The 17,276-nt window shown below is 63.0% G+C and carries 17 protein-coding genes; 5 read left to right on the plus strand and 12 right to left on the minus strand.

Going from position 1 to position 17,276, the window contains the following annotated elements; translation table 11 throughout:
* Positions 1 to 338: 338 nt before the first annotated feature.
* Together J5N58_RS10665 and J5N58_RS10670 are read left to right on the plus strand one after the other, a co-directional pair.
* A complete protein-coding gene (locus tag J5N58_RS10665; RefSeq protein ID WP_162708142.1) occupies positions 339 to 1,490 on the plus strand; it encodes a GGDEF domain-containing protein in 1,152 nt (383 codons plus the stop codon).
* Between the two features lie 102 nt (positions 1,491 to 1,592).
* Positions 1,593 to 2,345: a glycoside hydrolase family 25 protein gene (locus J5N58_RS10670; RefSeq protein WP_113437922.1), complete on the plus strand. Its 753-nt coding sequence runs from the start codon at positions 1,593 to 1,595 to the stop codon at positions 2,343 to 2,345.
* A 2-nt stretch (positions 2,346 to 2,347) separates the two neighbouring features.
* Here the strand turns inward: J5N58_RS10670 and J5N58_RS10675 are convergent, their stop codons facing one another.
* The 6 genes from J5N58_RS10675 to alr form a co-directional block, all read right to left on the minus strand.
* Complete coding sequence (locus tag J5N58_RS10675) at positions 2,348 to 3,235, minus strand: DMT family transporter (RefSeq protein WP_113338650.1); 888 nt, start codon at positions 3,233 to 3,235, stop codon at positions 2,348 to 2,350.
* 51 nt (positions 3,236 to 3,286) lie between these two features.
* Positions 3,287 to 4,027 carry an SDR family NAD(P)-dependent oxidoreductase gene (locus J5N58_RS10680; RefSeq protein ID WP_112827337.1) on the minus strand — a complete coding sequence of 247 codons (741 nt, stop codon included), beginning with the start codon at positions 4,025 to 4,027 and terminating at the stop codon, positions 3,287 to 3,289.
* A 27-nt stretch (positions 4,028 to 4,054) separates the two neighbouring features.
* Positions 4,055 to 5,545, minus strand: coding sequence for an amidophosphoribosyltransferase (gene purF / locus J5N58_RS10685; RefSeq protein ID WP_112827336.1), 1,491 nt, complete (start codon positions 5,543 to 5,545; stop codon positions 4,055 to 4,057).
* A gap of 125 nt (positions 5,546 to 5,670) precedes the next feature.
* On the minus strand, positions 5,671 to 6,273 hold the full coding sequence (locus J5N58_RS10690) for a CvpA family protein (RefSeq protein ID WP_113466654.1): 603 nt from the start codon (positions 6,271 to 6,273) through the stop codon (positions 5,671 to 5,673).
* Positions 6,274 to 6,363: 90 nt separating this feature from the next.
* A complete protein-coding gene (gene radA, locus J5N58_RS10695) occupies positions 6,364 to 7,767 on the minus strand; it encodes a DNA repair protein RadA (RefSeq protein WP_112827334.1) in 1,404 nt (467 codons plus the stop codon).
* Positions 7,768 to 7,865: 98 nt separating this feature from the next.
* A complete protein-coding gene (gene alr / locus J5N58_RS10700; protein WP_244710750.1) occupies positions 7,866 to 9,029 on the minus strand; it encodes an alanine racemase in 1,164 nt (387 codons plus the stop codon).
* Between the two features lie 88 nt (positions 9,030 to 9,117).
* On the opposite strand from alr, the gene J5N58_RS10705 reads away from it, so the two are divergent.
* The 3 genes from J5N58_RS10705 (at position 9,118) to J5N58_RS10715 (ending at position 11,189) form a co-directional block, all read left to right on the plus strand.
* The gene (locus J5N58_RS10705) at positions 9,118 to 9,975 is read left to right on the plus strand and encodes an AraC family transcriptional regulator (RefSeq protein ID WP_244710752.1); all 858 of its coding nucleotides are present in this window, start codon (positions 9,118 to 9,120) and stop codon (positions 9,973 to 9,975) included.
* A gap of 213 nt (positions 9,976 to 10,188) precedes the next feature.
* Positions 10,189 to 10,890 (plus strand): AzlC family ABC transporter permease, encoded by a 702-nt coding sequence (locus J5N58_RS10710; protein ID WP_112827332.1) that lies wholly within the window; start codon positions 10,189 to 10,191, stop codon positions 10,888 to 10,890.
* Positions 10,887 to 11,189 (plus strand): AzlD family protein, encoded by a 303-nt coding sequence (locus tag J5N58_RS10715; RefSeq protein ID WP_113426085.1) that lies wholly within the window; start codon positions 10,887 to 10,889, stop codon positions 11,187 to 11,189. The genes J5N58_RS10710 and J5N58_RS10715 overlap by 4 nt, the downstream gene beginning before the upstream one ends.
* A 136-nt stretch (positions 11,190 to 11,325) precedes the next feature.
* On the opposite strand, the gene J5N58_RS10720 is transcribed toward J5N58_RS10715, so the two are convergent.
* The 6 genes from J5N58_RS10720 to J5N58_RS10745 all read right to left on the minus strand — a co-directional run bounded on the left by J5N58_RS10720 (position 11,326) and on the right by J5N58_RS10745 (position 17,061).
* Positions 11,326 to 12,822: a replicative DNA helicase gene (locus J5N58_RS10720; protein WP_112827330.1), complete on the minus strand. Its 1,497-nt coding sequence runs from the start codon at positions 12,820 to 12,822 to the stop codon at positions 11,326 to 11,328.
* Positions 12,823 to 13,256: 434 nt separating this feature from the next.
* On the minus strand, positions 13,257 to 13,832 hold the full coding sequence (gene rplI, locus J5N58_RS10725; protein WP_113338655.1) for a 50S ribosomal protein L9: 576 nt from the start codon (positions 13,830 to 13,832) through the stop codon (positions 13,257 to 13,259).
* Positions 13,833 to 13,856: 24 nt separating this feature from the next.
* Entirely contained in the window at positions 13,857 to 14,783 is a 927-nt protein-coding gene (locus J5N58_RS10730; protein WP_280519956.1) for a DUF2232 domain-containing protein, read from the minus strand.
* Between the two features lie 246 nt (positions 14,784 to 15,029).
* Positions 15,030 to 15,278 (minus strand): 30S ribosomal protein S18, encoded by a 249-nt coding sequence (gene rpsR, locus J5N58_RS10735; protein ID WP_112827327.1) that lies wholly within the window; start codon positions 15,276 to 15,278, stop codon positions 15,030 to 15,032.
* Between the two features lie 12 nt (positions 15,279 to 15,290).
* On the minus strand, positions 15,291 to 15,716 hold the full coding sequence (gene rpsF / locus J5N58_RS10740; RefSeq protein WP_112827326.1) for a 30S ribosomal protein S6: 426 nt from the start codon (positions 15,714 to 15,716) through the stop codon (positions 15,291 to 15,293).
* A 301-nt stretch (positions 15,717 to 16,017) separates the two neighbouring features.
* The gene (locus tag J5N58_RS10745; RefSeq protein ID WP_244710757.1) at positions 16,018 to 17,061 is read right to left on the minus strand and encodes an aldo/keto reductase; all 1,044 of its coding nucleotides are present in this window, start codon (positions 17,059 to 17,061) and stop codon (positions 16,018 to 16,020) included.
* Positions 17,062 to 17,276: the final 215 nt, after the last annotated feature.

The raw sequence follows: 17,276 nt of genomic DNA on the forward strand, positions 1-17,276 counted from the left end.
GTTGCCGAAGAGGGGAAATCCGGCGGAACGCCGGACCAATTTTGGCATCAAGGCATGCAGACAGGAGGACTGCGGCGAGGCTTCCCGACTCCGGAAGGAGAGGCACTTGGCCGCCCGGCGACGGCGAGGGCGTGAGAGGCTCCGTCCGCGGTGCCGTCGGCGTAAGGGTTTCTCAATGAGCCGTCTTGTAGGATGACGCTACAAGGTCTCTTTGAGCGGACACTTATTTCAGCATGAACCATTTCCTGCATCTTCCGACCATCATGGTGATCCATGGGTGTTCGACGTTGATCTCGGCATTGCTGGTCGGAAACCTTTGGCGTCAGCGCTGGAGCAGCGTGCTGCTCGGCATCCTGACCTTCGCGGCCGCCATCGGTTTTCTCGGGACGGTCGCACATGCCATGCGTCCAATCGTGCCGTTCTGGATTTCCGCCGGGTTCGCGCCGGGCGCCGGCGCACTGGCACTGGGCCTGTTCTGGCAGGCGATCGCGGTGTTCGAAGGAAAGCGCCCCAACTACGTCCGGGCCGCGGCCGGGACGGTGATCTGGGTGGTGCTGTATCTGACGCCGATCTTCCACGCCTCGATGACGTTCCGCACGGCGGCCGCCGCTCTCATTCTGGGTACCTATTCGGTGCTCGGCGGGCGCGAGATCTGGCTTGGCATGCAACGCGAACCGCTACCGTCCCGCAAGCTGGCCGCCGGGGTGCATTGCGCCCGCGGCGGCGTTTGGTACTCGATGCTCGTAGGCTCGTTGTTGCTCGAACCTCCCTACAAGGCGCCGGGTCAATATGCCGACTGGTTCGTGTTGGCATCCCTGCTGCAGACTCTGCTTGTCATGCTGTCGATCATTACCCTGCTGATCCTCGCGCTGGAGCGCGACGAGGGTGCAAGCCGCCGTGTCGCGGAACGCGATCCGCTCACCAATCTGCGCAATCGCCGTTCCTTCGTCGAACATGCCGAGACATTGCTGAAGCTTGAGAGCAATCCTTCGGCGCTGCTGCTCTTCGACATCGATCATTTCAAGCAGATCAACGACACCCACGGCCATGCCGCCGGCGACAAGGTGCTGATGGAATTTGCCGCCATGCTGGAAGGGCGGATGCAAGCCGATTGGCTTCTGGCCCGCATCGGCGGTGAGGAGTTCGCCTGCCTCATCCCGAACGTCGGGACCAGCGATGCGGCCGACATCGCCGAGGCCATGCGCCGGGCCGTCGAATGCCTGCACACGACGATCGACGGAAGGTTCGTTCCAGTTGCCGTCAGCATCGGGGTGGCCGCGACCGACGAGATGGCATCGAGTCTCGATCCCTTGCTCGCGGCAGCCGACCTCGCGCTCTATCAGGCGAAGGCCGATGGCCGAAATGCCGTGCGTATCCATCGGCCGGGCGAGTCCTTGCGTGACCTGCTCACGCAGGACCAGGCGACACCCGTTGCCGCGAATGAGGCGGGCCCCTCCGGGCGCTCGTCGCGGGCCACAAGAAGTAGCTGAACACGGGCTGGTTCCCCCGGTGGCGGACGTCTTCTCTGCGTGGCGGTCCGGCGCTAAGATCCGGTGCCGGTCATGGGAAAGCCAGGGGGGGGGAGCGCGGCTATGCGCGGTGCGGTCAAGGCAACCATCGTCGGTTCGGTGACATTGGCCGCTGCATGTGCGGCTCTTATTCTCTATAGATCGGAAATGGCTCCCTTCCGTTCTCCATCGCTTGAAGACTTTCCGATCCAGGGCATCGATGTCAGCCATCACCAGGGCGACATCGATTGGCCAAGGGTCGGGGCGCAGCCGAATGTGCGCTTCGCCATCATCAAGGCGACCGAGGGCGGCGATTTCAGAGACAAGAAATTCGCCGAGAACTGGCGGAGGGCAGGGGAGGCCGGTCTTGTACGCGGCGCTTACCACTTCTTCACCTTCTGCCGACCGGGGCGGGATCAGGCCCAGAACGTCATCGCCACGGTTCCGAGGGAGGAAGGGACGCTGCCGCTCGCGGTCGACATCGAGTTCCATGGAAATTGCGACAAGGTGCCGACGGTCGACGAACTGGCGGGCGAACTGAACGCCTTCATGGATGGGATCAGGGGTACGTTCCCGCAAAAGCCGATCTTCTATGTGACGCAGGACTTCCACGACCGCTATCTGAAGGGCAACGAGCCGCTTTTTCCCGAGCATTATCTCTGGCTCCGAAGCATTTCCCGGGAACCGGAGCAGGAAGGTTGCAAAGAATGGTCCATCTGGCAGTTCGCCGATAACGGCATCCTCGACGGCATAGAGGGTCCGGTGGACCTCAACGTCCTATGCCCTTCGGAAGCAGGATTTTCCCGTCTCTTCGCGCCTGCCGCCGCGAAGAACTGAGATCAGTTCGCAACCTGGGCCTTGGGTTTCAACGGCAGCAGGCCGAGCACCAGCGAGCAGCCGGCGATGATGACCGCTGCGCCCACAAGCTGCATCGCCGTCAGCTGTTCGCCGAGCGCCAGCGCGCCGACCAGAACGGCGACGATGGTCACGACGAATTCGACGCTGATGGCGCGCGTGGCGCCGATGCGGCTGACAAGGTTGAAATACGTGACATAGGTCAGAGAGCTCATGACCCCGGCCAGCATGACGAGGTAGAGATAGTCGATCGGCTCCGGCGAGACGGGAACCGGCACGAAGTAGATGAGCGGCAGGGTCATAAGTCCGCCCCACAGGAACGAGCCGATCGTGGTCTCCCACGCGCCGGTGGCGCGCAGGTGCCGGCTGGCGTAATTGCTGCCGAAGGCCGCCGAAAAGGTGGAAAACAGCATGCCGACGCAGCCGAGCAGGAAGGAAGCGTCGACAGGGGCCGCCGGGAAGCCGACCAGCATGACGATGCCGACCGTGCCGAGCAGCAGTCCGAGGACGCGCGGTGGCGTGATGCGCTCGATGCCCCAGAGCTGCCCGATAATCATCGAGAAGAGCGGAATGGTGGCAACGAAGATCGCGGCCATGGCGGTGCCGATCAGCGGCGTCGAATAGGAAAGGCCGATCAGCTGTCCTGCGACGGTGGTGGCGCCGATAACGAGGAAGGGCAGCCATCCGACGCTGAAATCGAGTTTTCGCCCGCGGAGCCGGGCGGCGGCAAGCAGGATGAGACCGGCAAGAAAACAGCGGAACGTCACCGCACCGATCCAGCCGAAGGCATGGACGACCTTCAGCAGCAGCAGGAAGGAGAGGCCCCAGGCAATCGCGAGGAAACTATAGGCAGCGATATCTCTGGGTTGCATGGGAAACTCTGCAAGGCGGTTGGAACGGCCGCCGGATCGCCCTCGATGAGGTCACTCCGGCAGGCGGTAGTCGACGATCCTGTTCTCGCGAACGATGAAAAGCTTGCCTGTTTCCGTCTGGTCCGGTCCGCAAAGCGGCAGGAGCTTCGCGGCGACCTCGGAGGGATGCGGCAGGGTTTCCGGATCTTCGCCCGGCACTGCCTGGGCGCGCATGGCGGTTCGGGTGGCGCCCGGGTCGATGGAGAGGATGCGGAGCGGCAGGCGTTGGGTCTCCGCAGCCCAGGTGCGGGCAAGCGCCTCGACGGCTGCCTTTGAGGCCGAGTAAGCCCCCCAGAACGGGCGGCACTTGTGGGCGGCGCCCGAGGAGAGGATCAGTGCGCGGCCGGCATCGGACCTGGTGATGAGCGGTGCCACCGACCGGATGAGACGCCAGGTCGCGGTGACGTTGATGTTCATCACCTTTTCGAACACCTTGGCCTCGACGTGGTCGATCGGCGAGATGACGCCGAGCACGCCTGCGTTGGCGACGAGGATGTCGAGCTTGCCCCAGCGCTCGTGGATCGAGGCGCCGAGCGCGTCGATTGCATTCATGTCGGCGAGGTCGAAGGGAACAAGCGTCGCCGAGCCGCCGGCGGCCTTGATCGCATCGTCGAGCTCTTCCAGCCCGCCGACGGTGCGCGCGCAGGCGACAACATGAGCGCCGGCCTTTGCCAGTTCGAGCGCGGTAAAGTAGCCGATGCCGCGCGAGGCGCCGGTGACGAGCGCGATACGGCCCTTCAGGTCAACTGTCATGATCTGCCTGTCTCTTGTCTCTGGCGTTCAGCCGTTGCTGGCAAGCATCGAGAGCTTGTTACCCATCGCTTCGCCGTTCTTGTCGAGAAGGCGCGTCGGATAGTCGCCGGTGAAATAATGATCGGTGAACTGCGGCCGGGCCGCGTTACGATCTTCGCCGCCGACGGCGCGGTAGAGGCCGTTGATCGACAGGAAGGCAAGCGAATCGGCGCCGATATATTTCGCCATGGCTTCGACATCCGCATACTGGTTTGCCAGAAGCTTGTCCGCATCGGGCGTGTCGATGCCGTAGAAATCGGGATAGAAGATCATCGGCGAGGCGACCCGCAGATGCACTTCCTTCGCGCCGGCTTCGCGGATCATCTGCACGATCTTGAGCGAGGTCGTGCCGCGCACGATGCTGTCGTCCACCAGGATCACGCGCTTGCCTTCGATCATCGCGCGGTTCGCAGAATGCTTCAGCTTGACGCCGAAGGCGCGGATCTGCTGGGTCGGCTCGATGAAGGTACGGCCCACGTAATGGTTGCGGATGATGCCGTATTCGAAGGGGATGCCGCTTTGCTGGGCATAGCCGAGCGCCGCAGGCGTGCCGCCATCCGGAACCGGAACGACCACGTCGCCCTCGACAAGGGATTCCTTGGCGAGGTTGATGCCCATGTTCTTGCGTGTCGTATAGACGTTACGTCCGCCGACGACCGAATCCGGCCGCGCGAAGTAGACATATTCGAACAGGCAGAGCCGCTCCGGCTGGGGCTTGCTCGGCTTACGGGCGTCGACGGTGATCGAGCCGTCCGGCTGGATCTCGCAGATGATGACTTCGCCGTTCTCGACATCGCGGATGAACTTGGCGCCGATGATGTCCAGCGCACAGGTTTCCGAGCAGAAGATCGGCTTGCCGTCGAGCTCGCCCATGACCAGCGGACGGATGCCGATCGGGTCGCGGGCGGCGATGAGCTTGGTGCGCGTCATCGCCAGCATGGAATAGCCGCCCTCCATCTGCCTGATGGCGTCGATGAAGCGGTCCGATGTGGAGGAGTGGCGCGAGCGGGCGATCAGGTGGAGCACGACTTCCGTATCCGAAGTCGACTGACAGATGGCGCCGGTGGCGATGATCTGGCGGCGCAGCGTCAGGCCGTTGGTGAAATTGCCGTTATGGGCAACGGCGATGCCGCCTTCCTCCAGCTCGGCGAACAGCGGCTGCACGTTGCGCATGGCAACTTCGCCGGTGGTCGAGTAGCGCGTATGGCCGATGGATATGCTGCCGGGCAGTCGCGCCAGCGTCGCCGGATTGGTGTAGTGGTCGCCGACGAGGCCCATATGGCGTTCCTGATGGAAGCGCTTGCCGTCGAAGGAAACGATGCCGGCTGCCTCCTGACCGCGATGCTGAAGCGCGTGCAGGCCGAGCGCGGTCAGTGTCGCTGCGTCGGGATGGCCCAGAATGCCGAACACCCCGCATTCTTCATGCAGGGTGTCGTCGTCGAGACCGAATGCGAAATCGGATTGGGTGGACTGGATCATCGAAGCTCGCCTTTGCTCGCATGGGACAGCTGCAATCTGGAATGCGTTACCACGGCGGCACCGGTCTGTCCCGATCCGGCTGCCTCCGTCATGCGAATTCTTGCGCGGCCGATGGCCGCGCCCTGTCAGTTGCTGGTGGCGGGTGCCGGTGCGTCTTCGGCGGGTGCCTGTTCGCCCGGAACCTGCTCTGCCGGCGGTTCGCCAGCCGGCTCTTCCTTGCCGAGGATGCGGGCGCGGATCTGCGGCTCGATATCCTCCGGCAATACTGCCTCAAGTTTTCCGACGAGGCCATCCAGGAACGGCTTCGTCTTGGCATTGTTGACCCAGTCGGGCCGGTGCTTGACGTCGATCAGCCAGTTCCAGAACGCCACGGCGACGACCAAAAGCAGAATACCGCGTGCGGCGCCGAACAGGAAGCCGAGCGTGCGGTCAAGCGCGCCGATCCGGCTGTCGATGATAAAGTCGGCGATCCGGGTCGTAATGAAGGAAATCACGATCAGCGCAATGAGGAAGATCGCGCCGGCCGAACCCGCAATCGCGATACGCTCGTCGCTGGTGTAGTTCTTAATATACGGCACCAGGATCGGATAAAGATAGTAAGCTGCGGCAACCGCGCCAGCCCAGCTTGCGATCGAGAGCACTTCGCGTGAAAAACCGCGCACCATGGCGAGCACGGCGGAAAACAGAACGACGCCGATGACAATACCGTCGAAAATCGTAATGGGCATAAATACCAACTCCAAGAGTTGCAGGCGGGGCCTGCATCAAGTCACCGTCACCACCGTCTTCGGCGCGCAGGGCATGTATGCCCCATTCCGTCACTCGCCGTCCTGTTCCTGGCGGGCCTTCAGCCGGGAACCGGCGATCCGCGCCACGAGATCCGGCAGGCTTTCCACCTCTTTCCACTTTCCCGCCGCGCCTTTCGGCAGTTCCGACGAGGCCGCGGGCAGAACAGCGGTCGAGAAGCCGAGCTTTTCCGCTTCTTTCAGTCGCTGAGCCGTATGCGCAACCGGCCTGACGGCACCCGACAGGCTGACTTCGCCGAAATAGACGCAATCGGCCGGAAGGGCAAGACCGGCCAGCGAGGAAACCAGTGCCGAGGCGATCGCCATGTCCGCGGCAGGCTCTGAGATGCGGTATCCGCCGGCAATATTCAAGTAGACGTCGTGCTGTCCGAGGCGAACGCCGCAATGCGCCTCCAGCACGGCGAGGATCATGGCAAGCCGCGAACTGTCCCAGCCGACCACCGCGCGGCGCGGCGTACCGAGCGTCGTCGGGGCGACCAGAGCCTGCACCTCGACCAGGACGGGGCGGGTACCCTCCATGCCGGCGAAGACCGCCGCACCCGGGGCCTTCTCGTTGCGTTCGCCGAGGAAGAGTTCGGAAGGGTTGGCGACTTCGCGCAGCCCCTTGTCGGACATTTCGAACACGCCGATCTCATCGGTCGGTCCGAAGCGGTTCTTCACCGTGCGCAGGATGCGGTAGTGATGGCCGCGATCGCCTTCGAAGTAGAGCACGGCATCGACCATGTGCTCGACGACGCGGGGGCCGGCGATCTGGCCGTCCTTGGTGACATGGCCGACCAGCACCATGGTCGCGCCCGTCTGCTTGGCGAAGCGGATCATCGCCTGCACGCCGGTCCTGACCTGCGTGACCGTGCCGGGTGCCGATTCGGCCGTATCGCTCCACAGCGTCTGGATGGAGTCGATGATGACGAGGTCGGGGCGCTTGCCCTCTGAAATCGTTGCGAGAATATCCTCGACATTGGTCTCCGCGGCAAGCAGCACATCCGTCTGCGCCGCATTGAGGCGCTGCGCGCGAAGCCGGACCTGGGCGACCGCTTCCTCACCCGAAACATAGATGACGCGATGGCCCTTGCGGGAGAGGGCGGCCGCCGCCTGCATGAGCAGCGTCGACTTGCCGATGCCCGGATCGCCGCCGATCAGCACGGCCGAACCGCGCACGAAACCGCCGCCGGTGGCCCGGTCGAGCTCGCCCATGCCGGTCGGAATGCGTGGCGCTTCCTCGATCTCGCCGGAAAGCGAGGTGAGTGTCACCGGGCGGCCCTTCTTCGGTACCTTGCCGGGACCCGCCCCGATGCCGCCCATCGGGTCTTCCTCGACAATGGTGTTCCATTCGCCGCAGCCGTCGCACTTGCCGGCCCAGCGGCTGTGGACGGTTCCGCAGTTCTGGCAGATGAATTGAGTTCTGGCCTTCGCCATCAGGAGGCTTCCCGCGTTTCGTTCCGAGAGAACAAAAAGTGAATATCTGTTCTCCAGTTAGGCCAAACTGCAGGAAGATACAAGTCTTCAGACTGTGGTCAGTCTGTTTCGTTATAGTGGCGCTCGTAACGCAGTCCGACGGAGGTCAGAAGCTCGTAACCGATCGTGCCGGCTGCCCGCGCCACCTCGTCGAGCGGCATGTTGGGGCCGAAGAGCTCGATATAATCGCCGACGGCAATCGCGTTGGCGGGAACGTCCGTCACGTCGAAGATGGTGATGTCCATGGTCACGCGGCCGGCGACCGGGACCTTGTGGCCCGCGATGAAGCCGCATGCTCCGGCAATACCGGTCTGGCGCAGCGCGACGCCGCTGCCGGAGGCGGAGCGCTGATAGCCGTCCGCATAACCGGCGGCGGCGATGGCAAGGCGGCTGTCGCGGGCAAGCTTCAGGCTTGCGCCATAGCTCACGCACTCGCCTGCCTTGGCCTCGCGGATCTGCAGGATTCGAGCTTCCGCCTTGACCGTCGGGCGCATCGGGTTTGGCGCGCCGTTCACGGCCTCGCCGCCATAGACGGCAATGCCCGGACGGGTGAGGTCGAAATGATATTCGGGGCCTAGAAAGATTCCAGCAGAAGCTGAAAGGCTTGAATCGATGCCTTCGAAAGCCGCGCTAACCCGCCGGAATGATTCAAGCTGCTGGCGGTTCATCGGCGAGGTGGGATTGTCCGCGCAGGCAAGATGGCTCAGCACCAGCACCGGCGAAAAGCTGGCCGGCCGGGATACGTCGTCGGCCAGCGCCAGGGCATCCTCGACCGACAGGCCGAGACGGTTGAAGCCCGTGTCGACATGCAGCGCGCAAGGATGGTCGCCATGCTCCGCCACGGCGGACATCCAGAAGGCAAGCTGTTCGTCGGAGCCGAGAACCGGTACGAGATCGTGGTCGAAGAAGAAATGCTCGGAGCCGGGCCAGATGCCGGACAGCACGAAGATCCGGGCTTCAGGCGCATAGGGCCTGAGCGTCGCACCCTCGGCGGGCACCGCCACGAAGAAATCGCGGGCGCCGGCATGATAAAGGGTACGGCCGACATCCTCGATGCCGAGCCCGTAGGCGTCTGCCTTGACCACGGCGGCAGCGCGCGCCCTGCCGGATCGCTTCGCCATGTCGCGCCAGTTGCTCGCGACGGCGTTAAGGTCGACGGTCAGGCGCGTGGCCGCAGCGAGAAACTCGTCGGAGGCTTCGGAGAAGTCAAAGGCATCGGTCATTTTGGAAAAGCGCATGTCTGTTGAGGGATGCGGCGAGCCTATCACTTTTCTTCAAGACTGGAACGGCCGGAGGCGCTAATATTTGGCGATGCACAATATCTCTCAGGCACAGGCCGTCAGCGATATGCCGCTGTCGAAGATCGAGACAACGCGCTTCTGGCGGGACGGACGATTTCGCGACATGGAATGCCTGAGCGCCACGTTTCAGACCCATGAATATGCGCCGCATTCCCACGAGACCTTTTCGATCGGCGCAATCGAGGCCGGAAGCCAGATCGCACGTATCCGTGGCAGCAGGGAAGAGACAGGTCCGGGTCACCTCTATCTGATTAACCCGGAAGTCGTGCACGATGGCGTGCCGGGAGAAAGCGGCTATCGCTACCGCATGATCTATCCCGCAGAAGGCTTGTTTCGTGAGGTTCTGGAAGACGTGACGGGCAAGGCCTGTCGCGCCACTCCCGCCTTCGCCCGGGAACTGCCGCAGGACGGGGAACTCGCGCAGGCCTTTCACGATGCTCACCGCGCGCTGGAGGAAAAGTCCGGCGCGCTCGAGGCGGAGGAGGGGATGTTCCGGGTCCTTGCCGCCGTCTTTGCCCGCTACGGCAGTCACAACCTCGCACCGATCGACACGCGCGAACGCACTGCCGTATCGCGTGCGCGCGATTATCTCATCGCCAATTTTGCGACCGATGTCGGGCTTGAAGAGCTGGCCGAGGTCGCCGGGCTGTCGAGGGCGCATCTCATCCGGGCTTTTCGCAAGGAGTTCCATATCACGCCCCATGCTTTCCTGACCGATGTCCGCGTCCGTCAGGCGCGCATGCTGCTCCGGCTCGGACGTCCGATTGCAGAGGTCGCCTTCGACTGCGGCTTTGCCGATCAGGCCCATTTCAGCAGGCATTTCAAATCTCGCATCGGTGTTACACCCGGCCAGTTCCGTGTTGCCTGACACGCTGCAAAAGGCCTGGGCGAGCGGTCGTGCCGCTTCAGACCGGCCGTTTCCGCGATGAAGCGGCGAAGAAAGCCCGGCCGCTGATGCGGCACACTCTCGCCATTCTCCCGATCCCTCATTCGCTGCCTTTGCGCCCGGCGATCACTTTCCTTCAAGATCCGGCGGACGCGAAGCCCTATCCATGCAGGGAAATTCTGCAGGGAAGACAGCATGACATCCTCGCTACGCCAGGAGTTCCGGCAAGGCTTTCACTCCATCTTGCCGCTCACCGTCGCGGTCGTGCCGATCGGCCTCGTCTTCGGCGCCGTCGCTGCGACCAAGGGGCTTTCGCCGATGGAAGCCATGCTGATGAGCGCGCTGGTTTTCGCAGGCGGTTCGCAATTCGTCGCGATGGACATCTGGACCCATCCGGCGAACATCGCCGCACTTGGCGCGGGAGCCCTGCTCGTCAACATCCGGCACGTGCTGATGGGCACCTCGATCTCGCGCCATATGGCAAGCTTCAGCCCTCGGCAGAAGGCGATGTCCATGCTCCTCCTCGCTGACGAAATCTGGGCCGTCGCCGAATTTCGTGCCCGTCGGCAGCGGCTGACGCCGGCCTGGTTTTTCGGCGCCGCCTTGCCCTTCTATGCGACATGGGTGCTGTCAGGGCTGTTCGGCGCGCTTGTGGGGCGCCTGGTCGGAGATCCGGCGGTAATCGCCATGGACTTCGCCTTTCCGGCCGTCTTTGTCATCCTGATCGCCGGCTTCTGGCGCGGGAGCCGCACGGGCCTGATCCTCGTCGGGAGTGCGGTATCCGCCCTGCTGGTCCATCGTCTCACACCGGGCGTCTGGTATATCCTCGGCGGCGCGCTCGGGGGCGTCGCCGTGGCCGCCATCGCTTCGTTGCGGGAGCGGGAGGTCCGGGCATGACGGTCGATCCCACGACCTTGCTTGCCATCCTCGCGATGGCCGCCGCCACCATGTCCACACGTCTGGCAGGCCTTCTCGTCGGCCGGTTCCTGAAGCTCTCGCGGACAACGGAGGAAATCCTCGGCGCCATCCCGCCGTCTGTTCTGATGGCAGTGGTGGCCCCGACGGCCTTTGCCACAGGCTGGGCCGAAACCATCGGATGCGCCATCGTGGCAGTCGCCGCCACCCGCCTGCCGCTCCTTCCGGCGGCCGCAAGCGGCGTGGTCACGGTCGCGTTGCTGAGGGCATTCGGCTTCTAGAGTCATTCCCGCAAAAACACGAAGCGGGTTCGCGTCCGGAAATCCGTGAGAACAAAGAGAGAGCATGGAAGGCGACTTCGTTATCGCCGGAAATGTTCTTGCAAAAGAAAAGGGCGCCTGCGGGCGCCCTTCGATCTCAAGGCTCTTCGTACTGGATGAAGGTCGGGTCGGCGAGGTCGGCAAAGCGGGTGAACTCGGCCTGGAAGGCGAGTTTCACGGTGCCGGTCGGTCCGTGGCGCTGCTTGGCGATGATGACGTCCGCCGTGCCCTTGACCTTCTCCATCTGGGCTTCCCACTCGGCATATTTCGGATCGGCGGGGTCGCGCGGTTCCATGTTCTTCACATAGTATTCCTCGCGGAACACGAAGAGCACCACGTCGGCGTCCTGTTCGATCGAGCCCGATTCACGCAGGTCGGAGAGCTGTGGGCGCTTGTCGTCGCGGCTTTCCACCTGACGGGAAAGCTGGGAGAGCGCGATGATCGGCACGTTCAGTTCCTTGCCGAGCGCCTTCAGGCCCGTGGTGATGGCGGTGATCTCCTGAACGCGGTTCTCGCCGGCCTTTCCGGTGCCGGTCATCAGCTGAACGTAGTCGACCACCAGGCAGTCGAGACCGCGCTGGCGCTTCAGTCGGCGCGCGCGCGCCGCAAGCTGGGCAATCGAGATGCCGCCGGTCTGGTCGATGAAGAGAGGCACCTTCTGCATGGTCTGCGAGAAGCCGACCAGCTTTTCGAATTCGTGTTCGGTAATGTCGCCGCGGCGGATCTTGGAGGAGGAGACTTCTGTCTGCTCGGACATGATACGGGTGGCAAGCTGCTCGGACGACATTTCGAGCGAGTAGAAGCCGACGACGCCGCCATTCTTGGCCTTGAAGGAGCCGTCCGGCATGATCTCCGGCTCATAAGCCGCAGCGATGTTCCAGGCGATGTTGGTTGCGAGCGAGGTTTTACCCATGCCGGGACGTCCGGCGAGAATAATAAGGTCGGAGCGCTGGAGGCCGCCCATTTTGGAGTCGAGCGACATGATGCCCGTCGATATGCCGGAGAGGTTTCCGTCGCGTTCGAAGGCAGCTCCCGCCATGTCGACGGCGAGCGCTACGGCGTCGTTGAACGACTGGAAGCCGCCGTCATAGCGGCCGTTCTCGGCAAGCGCGAAGAGACGCCGTTCCGTGTCCTCGATCTGCGCCTGCGGCGGCATGTCGAGCGGGGCGTCATAGGCGATGTTGACGACATCCTCGCCGATGGTAATCAGCGCGCGGCGGAGTGCAAGATCGTAGATCGCGCGGCCATAGTCCTCGGCATTGATGATAGTCACGGCTTCAGAGGCAAGACGGGCGAGATACTGCGCCACCGTCAGGTCGCCGACCTTTTCCTCTGATGGCAGGAAGGTCTTGATGGTGACCGGGTTGGCCGTCTTGCCCATGCGGATGATTTCCGAGGCGACCTCGAAGATCTTGCGGTGCAACGGTTCGTAAAGATGCTCCGCCTTCAGGAAGTCCGAGACACGGTAATAGGCATCGTTGTTGACGAGGATTGCGCCGAGCAGTGCCTGCTCGGCCTCGATATTGTTGGGAGCCTCCCGGTAAAGCGGCTCGGCCGGCTTGATGGGAGCAATCTTGCGCGCAGCGTCGTTCATCGCGGGCTACCGTCTTTTCTTTTCGAAACGTCGATCAACAAAAAAACCGGTTTGTCGGCTGCCCGTCCAAGAGTCAACGACATCACGGCAACACGTGGGCGCAAAGCGCCGATCGCGCGCCATCGGGGCGGTTGTCCCTCTTATCCACAGGCGAGGGAAAATCAGCACGCGAACGGCGGATTCTCCTTGCGTCGTCCGGGACGCGAATCAGCACGACCTGGCGACGAATATAACCCGCAAAAGGATCGGCCAGGCGGAAATTTCAAGGCCGCATTCTCATGAGATGCCGCTTGCCAAGTTGTGTCGTTCGGCAGTCGACTTCTCCCGATGGCGCGATGACGGGCAGCCCCCGAATTTGTCTTCGTCGCCACCCAAAAGAAAACGCCCGGTCCGCAAGGACCGGGCGTTTCGCAATGCCCTGAAGGGCCGATTGCTTATTCTTCGTCGCCGTCGCGGTCTGCATCCGGATCGAAGAAGTCTTCCGGACGCAGCGCGTCTTCGTCAACGCCGTAGATGGCGTCGGCCGAGGTAAGGCTTTCGCCCTTGGCCTGACGCTCGGCTTCTTCGGTGGAGCGGGCAACGTTGACTTCGATCGAGATCTCGACCTCGGCATGCAGGTGCATGGTCACCTTGTGCAGGCCGATGGCCTTGATCGGGTGGTTGAGCTCGACCTGGTTGCGGGCAATGTTGAAGCCTTCGGCAGCCAGCGTGTCGACGATGTCGCGGGCGGCAACCGAACCGTAGAGCTGGCCGGTTTCGCCAGCAGCGCGGACGATGATGAAGGACTTGCCGTCGAGAACTTCGGCAACCTTCTGGGCTTCCGACTTGCGCTCGAGGTTACGGGCTTCGAGCGTTGCGCGCTCGGATTCGAAACGGGCCTTGTTGGCCGCGTTGGCGCGAAGAGCCTTGCCGAGCGGCAGCAGGTAGTTACGGGCAAAGCCGTCGCGGACCTTTACGGTTTCGCCCATCTGGCCGAGCTTGGCGATGCGTTCGAGAAGGATGACTTCCATTGCATTGTTCCTTTCAGTTTGAGTTCACGAATCGGGATTGTCTGGGCCGGAGCCGGAGGCCGCCGGTGTAAGGGCCACGGTCCGCCTTGTGTCGGCGAGACCGAGAACGAGAACGATGAAGGCCGGCAGGGCCAGCAGCATCGAGAGATAGACGAGGACCAGCACCGGTGCGCGCCAGTCCTTGCCGCGGGTACGCAGGTGCAGCGACGCGAAGCCGCTGATCAGGAAGCCCGCGCCGAAAGTGCCGCAAAGCGTCGCCCCGACCAGGGCCGGCGTACCGCCCGCGAAACAGCCGAGAATGCCGGCCAGAAACACGAAGAGCGCATTGCGGTTCATTCTAAGTGCCGACGGAATGTCTTCCCTCGGACGCAAGGCGCGGCCGGAGGCGGAGACGATCCGAATGGCGATGTAATAGGCGGCGAACAGCATCATCACCCACATGCCGCCCTGGACGACCGGGACGGTGATGACGAAGAGCCGCTTCACCTGTTCGACGGCGGCCGGCTCCATCGCCATGGAGGGGTCCTGTTCCGTCATGGTGGAGACCATCACGTCGATCAGCTGGTTGGTCAGTTCCGGGCCATAGCCGATCATGATACCGAGAAAGATGACCGCGAGCGCAACGAGCGCGCAAAGGTGCAGCAGGATATCGGAGAGCGGGTACCAGGCCATCAGGTTCGCCGGTCCGCCGATTTCGGAGGCCGGGCGGGCGAGGTTGGCGAGATGGCCGAGCCATCCGGCGGGCAGCAGCGTGAAGATTGCCATCATCAGCGCAAACAGCGGCGAGATGGCGACAGCACCGATAGCGCCGGCGACGGCGATCGCGACGATGGCCGCGAGATTGCCCCAGCCGAGGCCCACGATCAGAATGGGCAGCGCCGATGCGGCATAAAGAATGGCGGAAAGGGACGGCTGTGCATTCGCGCCCAGCACCAGCAGGGCGGCGGTCATACCGGCGATGATGCCGGTCAGCAGCAATTGTCCATTCACCTGTTTCACGTTCGCTGTCCTGCTACATCAAGCAGTTAGGGGAAAATCCGGACTCAGAAACTGAGCGCCGTGCCCCAACATGGGATTTCACCCGAAGGCGCTGAGACTTCGCTCGAAGTCCGGCTCTTCCGGCATGGGTTCCGATCCGCGCCCAACACGGAAGGGAGATCGACCCGCCGACATTTGTCAGCGGGTCGAAAAAGCGAATTAAGCGACGACGTAGGGCAGCAGGCCGAGGAAGCGGGCGCGCTTGATCGCCTGGGCGAGTTCGCGCTGCTTCTTCTGGGAAACGGCGGTGATGCGGGACGGAACGATCTTACCGCGCTCGGAAATGTAGCGCTGCAGGAGACGAACGTCCTTGTAGTCGATCTTCGGAGCGTTAGCGCCGGAGAAGGGGCACGTCTTGCGACGGCGGTGGAACGGGCGGCGTGCCGGGGAGGAAGAAACGTCAGCCATTGTCATATCTCCTTATGCACGGTCTTCGCGCGGACGGCGCGGACCACGGTCGCCGAAACCACCTTCGCGGCGCGGGCCACGATCGTCGCCTTCGCGGCGCGGACGGTCGTCGCGGTCGCGCTTCTGCATCATCGCGGACGGGCCTTCTTCATGGGCTTCGACGGCGATGGTCATGTAACGAAGAACGTCTTCGTTGATGCGCATCTGGCGCTCCATCTCGTGGACGGCCGGTGCCGGAGCATCGATGTCCATGAGGGCGTAGTGAGCCTTGCGGTTCTTCTTGATGCGGTACGTCAGGGACTTGAGGCCCCAGTTTTCGATGCGCCCGACCTTGCCGCCGTTAGCTTCGATGACGCCCTTGTACTGTTCGACGAGGGCATCAACCTGCTGAGCGGACATATCCTGCCGGGCAAGGAATACATGTTCGTAAAGAGCCATGGTAAGCTTGCCTTTCTTGCGGTTGTCATCACCCGGGATCCGGCGCTAAGCCTCAACGACTGCTCCTGATTGGGTTTCCCCAAGGCAAGAAAAGCGTTTGATCGAGACGGTCGAGAGCGGAGACACGGGAGGCCGGAACCCCTTGGGTTCCTGCGGCGATCTTGCGAAAGCCTGCCCTCCGTTCAGCCACCAGCCATGAGACCGGGTGTTGTGAACAGCGCGCTTATACGCATTTTTGCCGGGAAGGCAAGCGGGCAGGGCGTAAAACCTCTCCGCCCGCCATCGAAGGTCGGTTTTCGCCTCAGATCGGAGCGGGATATTGCCGATGGATGGCGGCGATTTCCTTCATGATCTCGTCGGAAAGCGTGAGGTCGGCTGCGCCGATATCCGTTTTCAACTGCTCCATTGATGTCGCGCCGATGATGACGGAGGCCATGAACGGGCGTGTCAGGCAGAAGGCGAGCGCCATCTGGGCCGGATCGATGCCGTGCTTTTGGGCAATGTCGACATAAGCGCGGACCGCCGGTTCCTGCAGCGGCTGCAGCCGTCCGCCGAGGTCGCCGTTGATGGCGCCGCGGGAGCCGGCCGGTTTTTGGCCGCCGAGATACTTGCCGGTGAGAAGACCGGCGGCGAGCGGCGAATAGGCAAGCAGGCCGACATCCTCGTGATGCGAGAGTTCCGCCATGTCGAGATCGAAATGGCGGTAGAGGAGGCTGTATTCGTTCTGCACGGTGGCGACGCGGGGCAGGCCGCGCTCGGCGGCGAGCGACAGGTATTTCTGCGTGCCCCAGGTCGTCTCGTTCGAGAGCCCGATCGCTCGGATCTTGCCGGCCTTGACGCACTCGTCGAGCGCTTCCAGCTTTTCGATCATGTCGGCGATGGTGCGTTCGCGATCCTGATGAAAGGGATCGTATTTCCACGCCTGGCGGAAATGGAAATGCCCGCGATTGGGCCAGTGGATCTGATAGAGGTCGATATAGTCGGTCTGGAGACGCCGGAGGCTGGCGTCGACGGCTTCGCGGATGGTGGCGCCGTTGATCGGGCGGCCACCGCGGATATAGGAGCGGCCCGCTCCGGCGACCTTGGTGGCGAGAACGACATCCTTGCGCTTGCCGGTTCTTGCGAACCATCGGCCGATGAAGGTCTCCGTCAGCGTATAGGTCTCCGGCGACAGCGGCGTCGTAGGATAGAGTTCTGCGGTGTCGAAGAAGTTGACGCCGTGTTCCAGCGCGTAATCCATCTGCTCGAAGGCTTCTGCTTCGCTGTTCTGTGAACCCCAGGTCATCGTGCCCAGGCAGATTTCGGAAACGGAAATACCGGTGCGGCCAAGTTGTCTGTGCTTCATGAAAATGGTCTCGGACGGTGGGAGGGGGAAGGAAAGAGGAGGGACGGCCCCGCGCAAATCTAGGACGGTTTCGCTGCGGCGCAAGCCCAAACCGGAGGTCGATGAAGTCTGTGGCCTATGGGGCGTTCAGGGCGCGCGGACTTGACTCATGCGGCAAGAACGTCAATTGGAAAGGAAAAACGAAGGGTAAACACCCGATCCGAGGAAGGATAATC

It is taken from the genome of Paenirhizobium cremeum (assembly GCF_022884085.1).
In the GTDB taxonomy this organism is placed as follows: domain Bacteria; phylum Pseudomonadota; class Alphaproteobacteria; order Rhizobiales; family Rhizobiaceae; genus Allorhizobium; species Allorhizobium cremeum.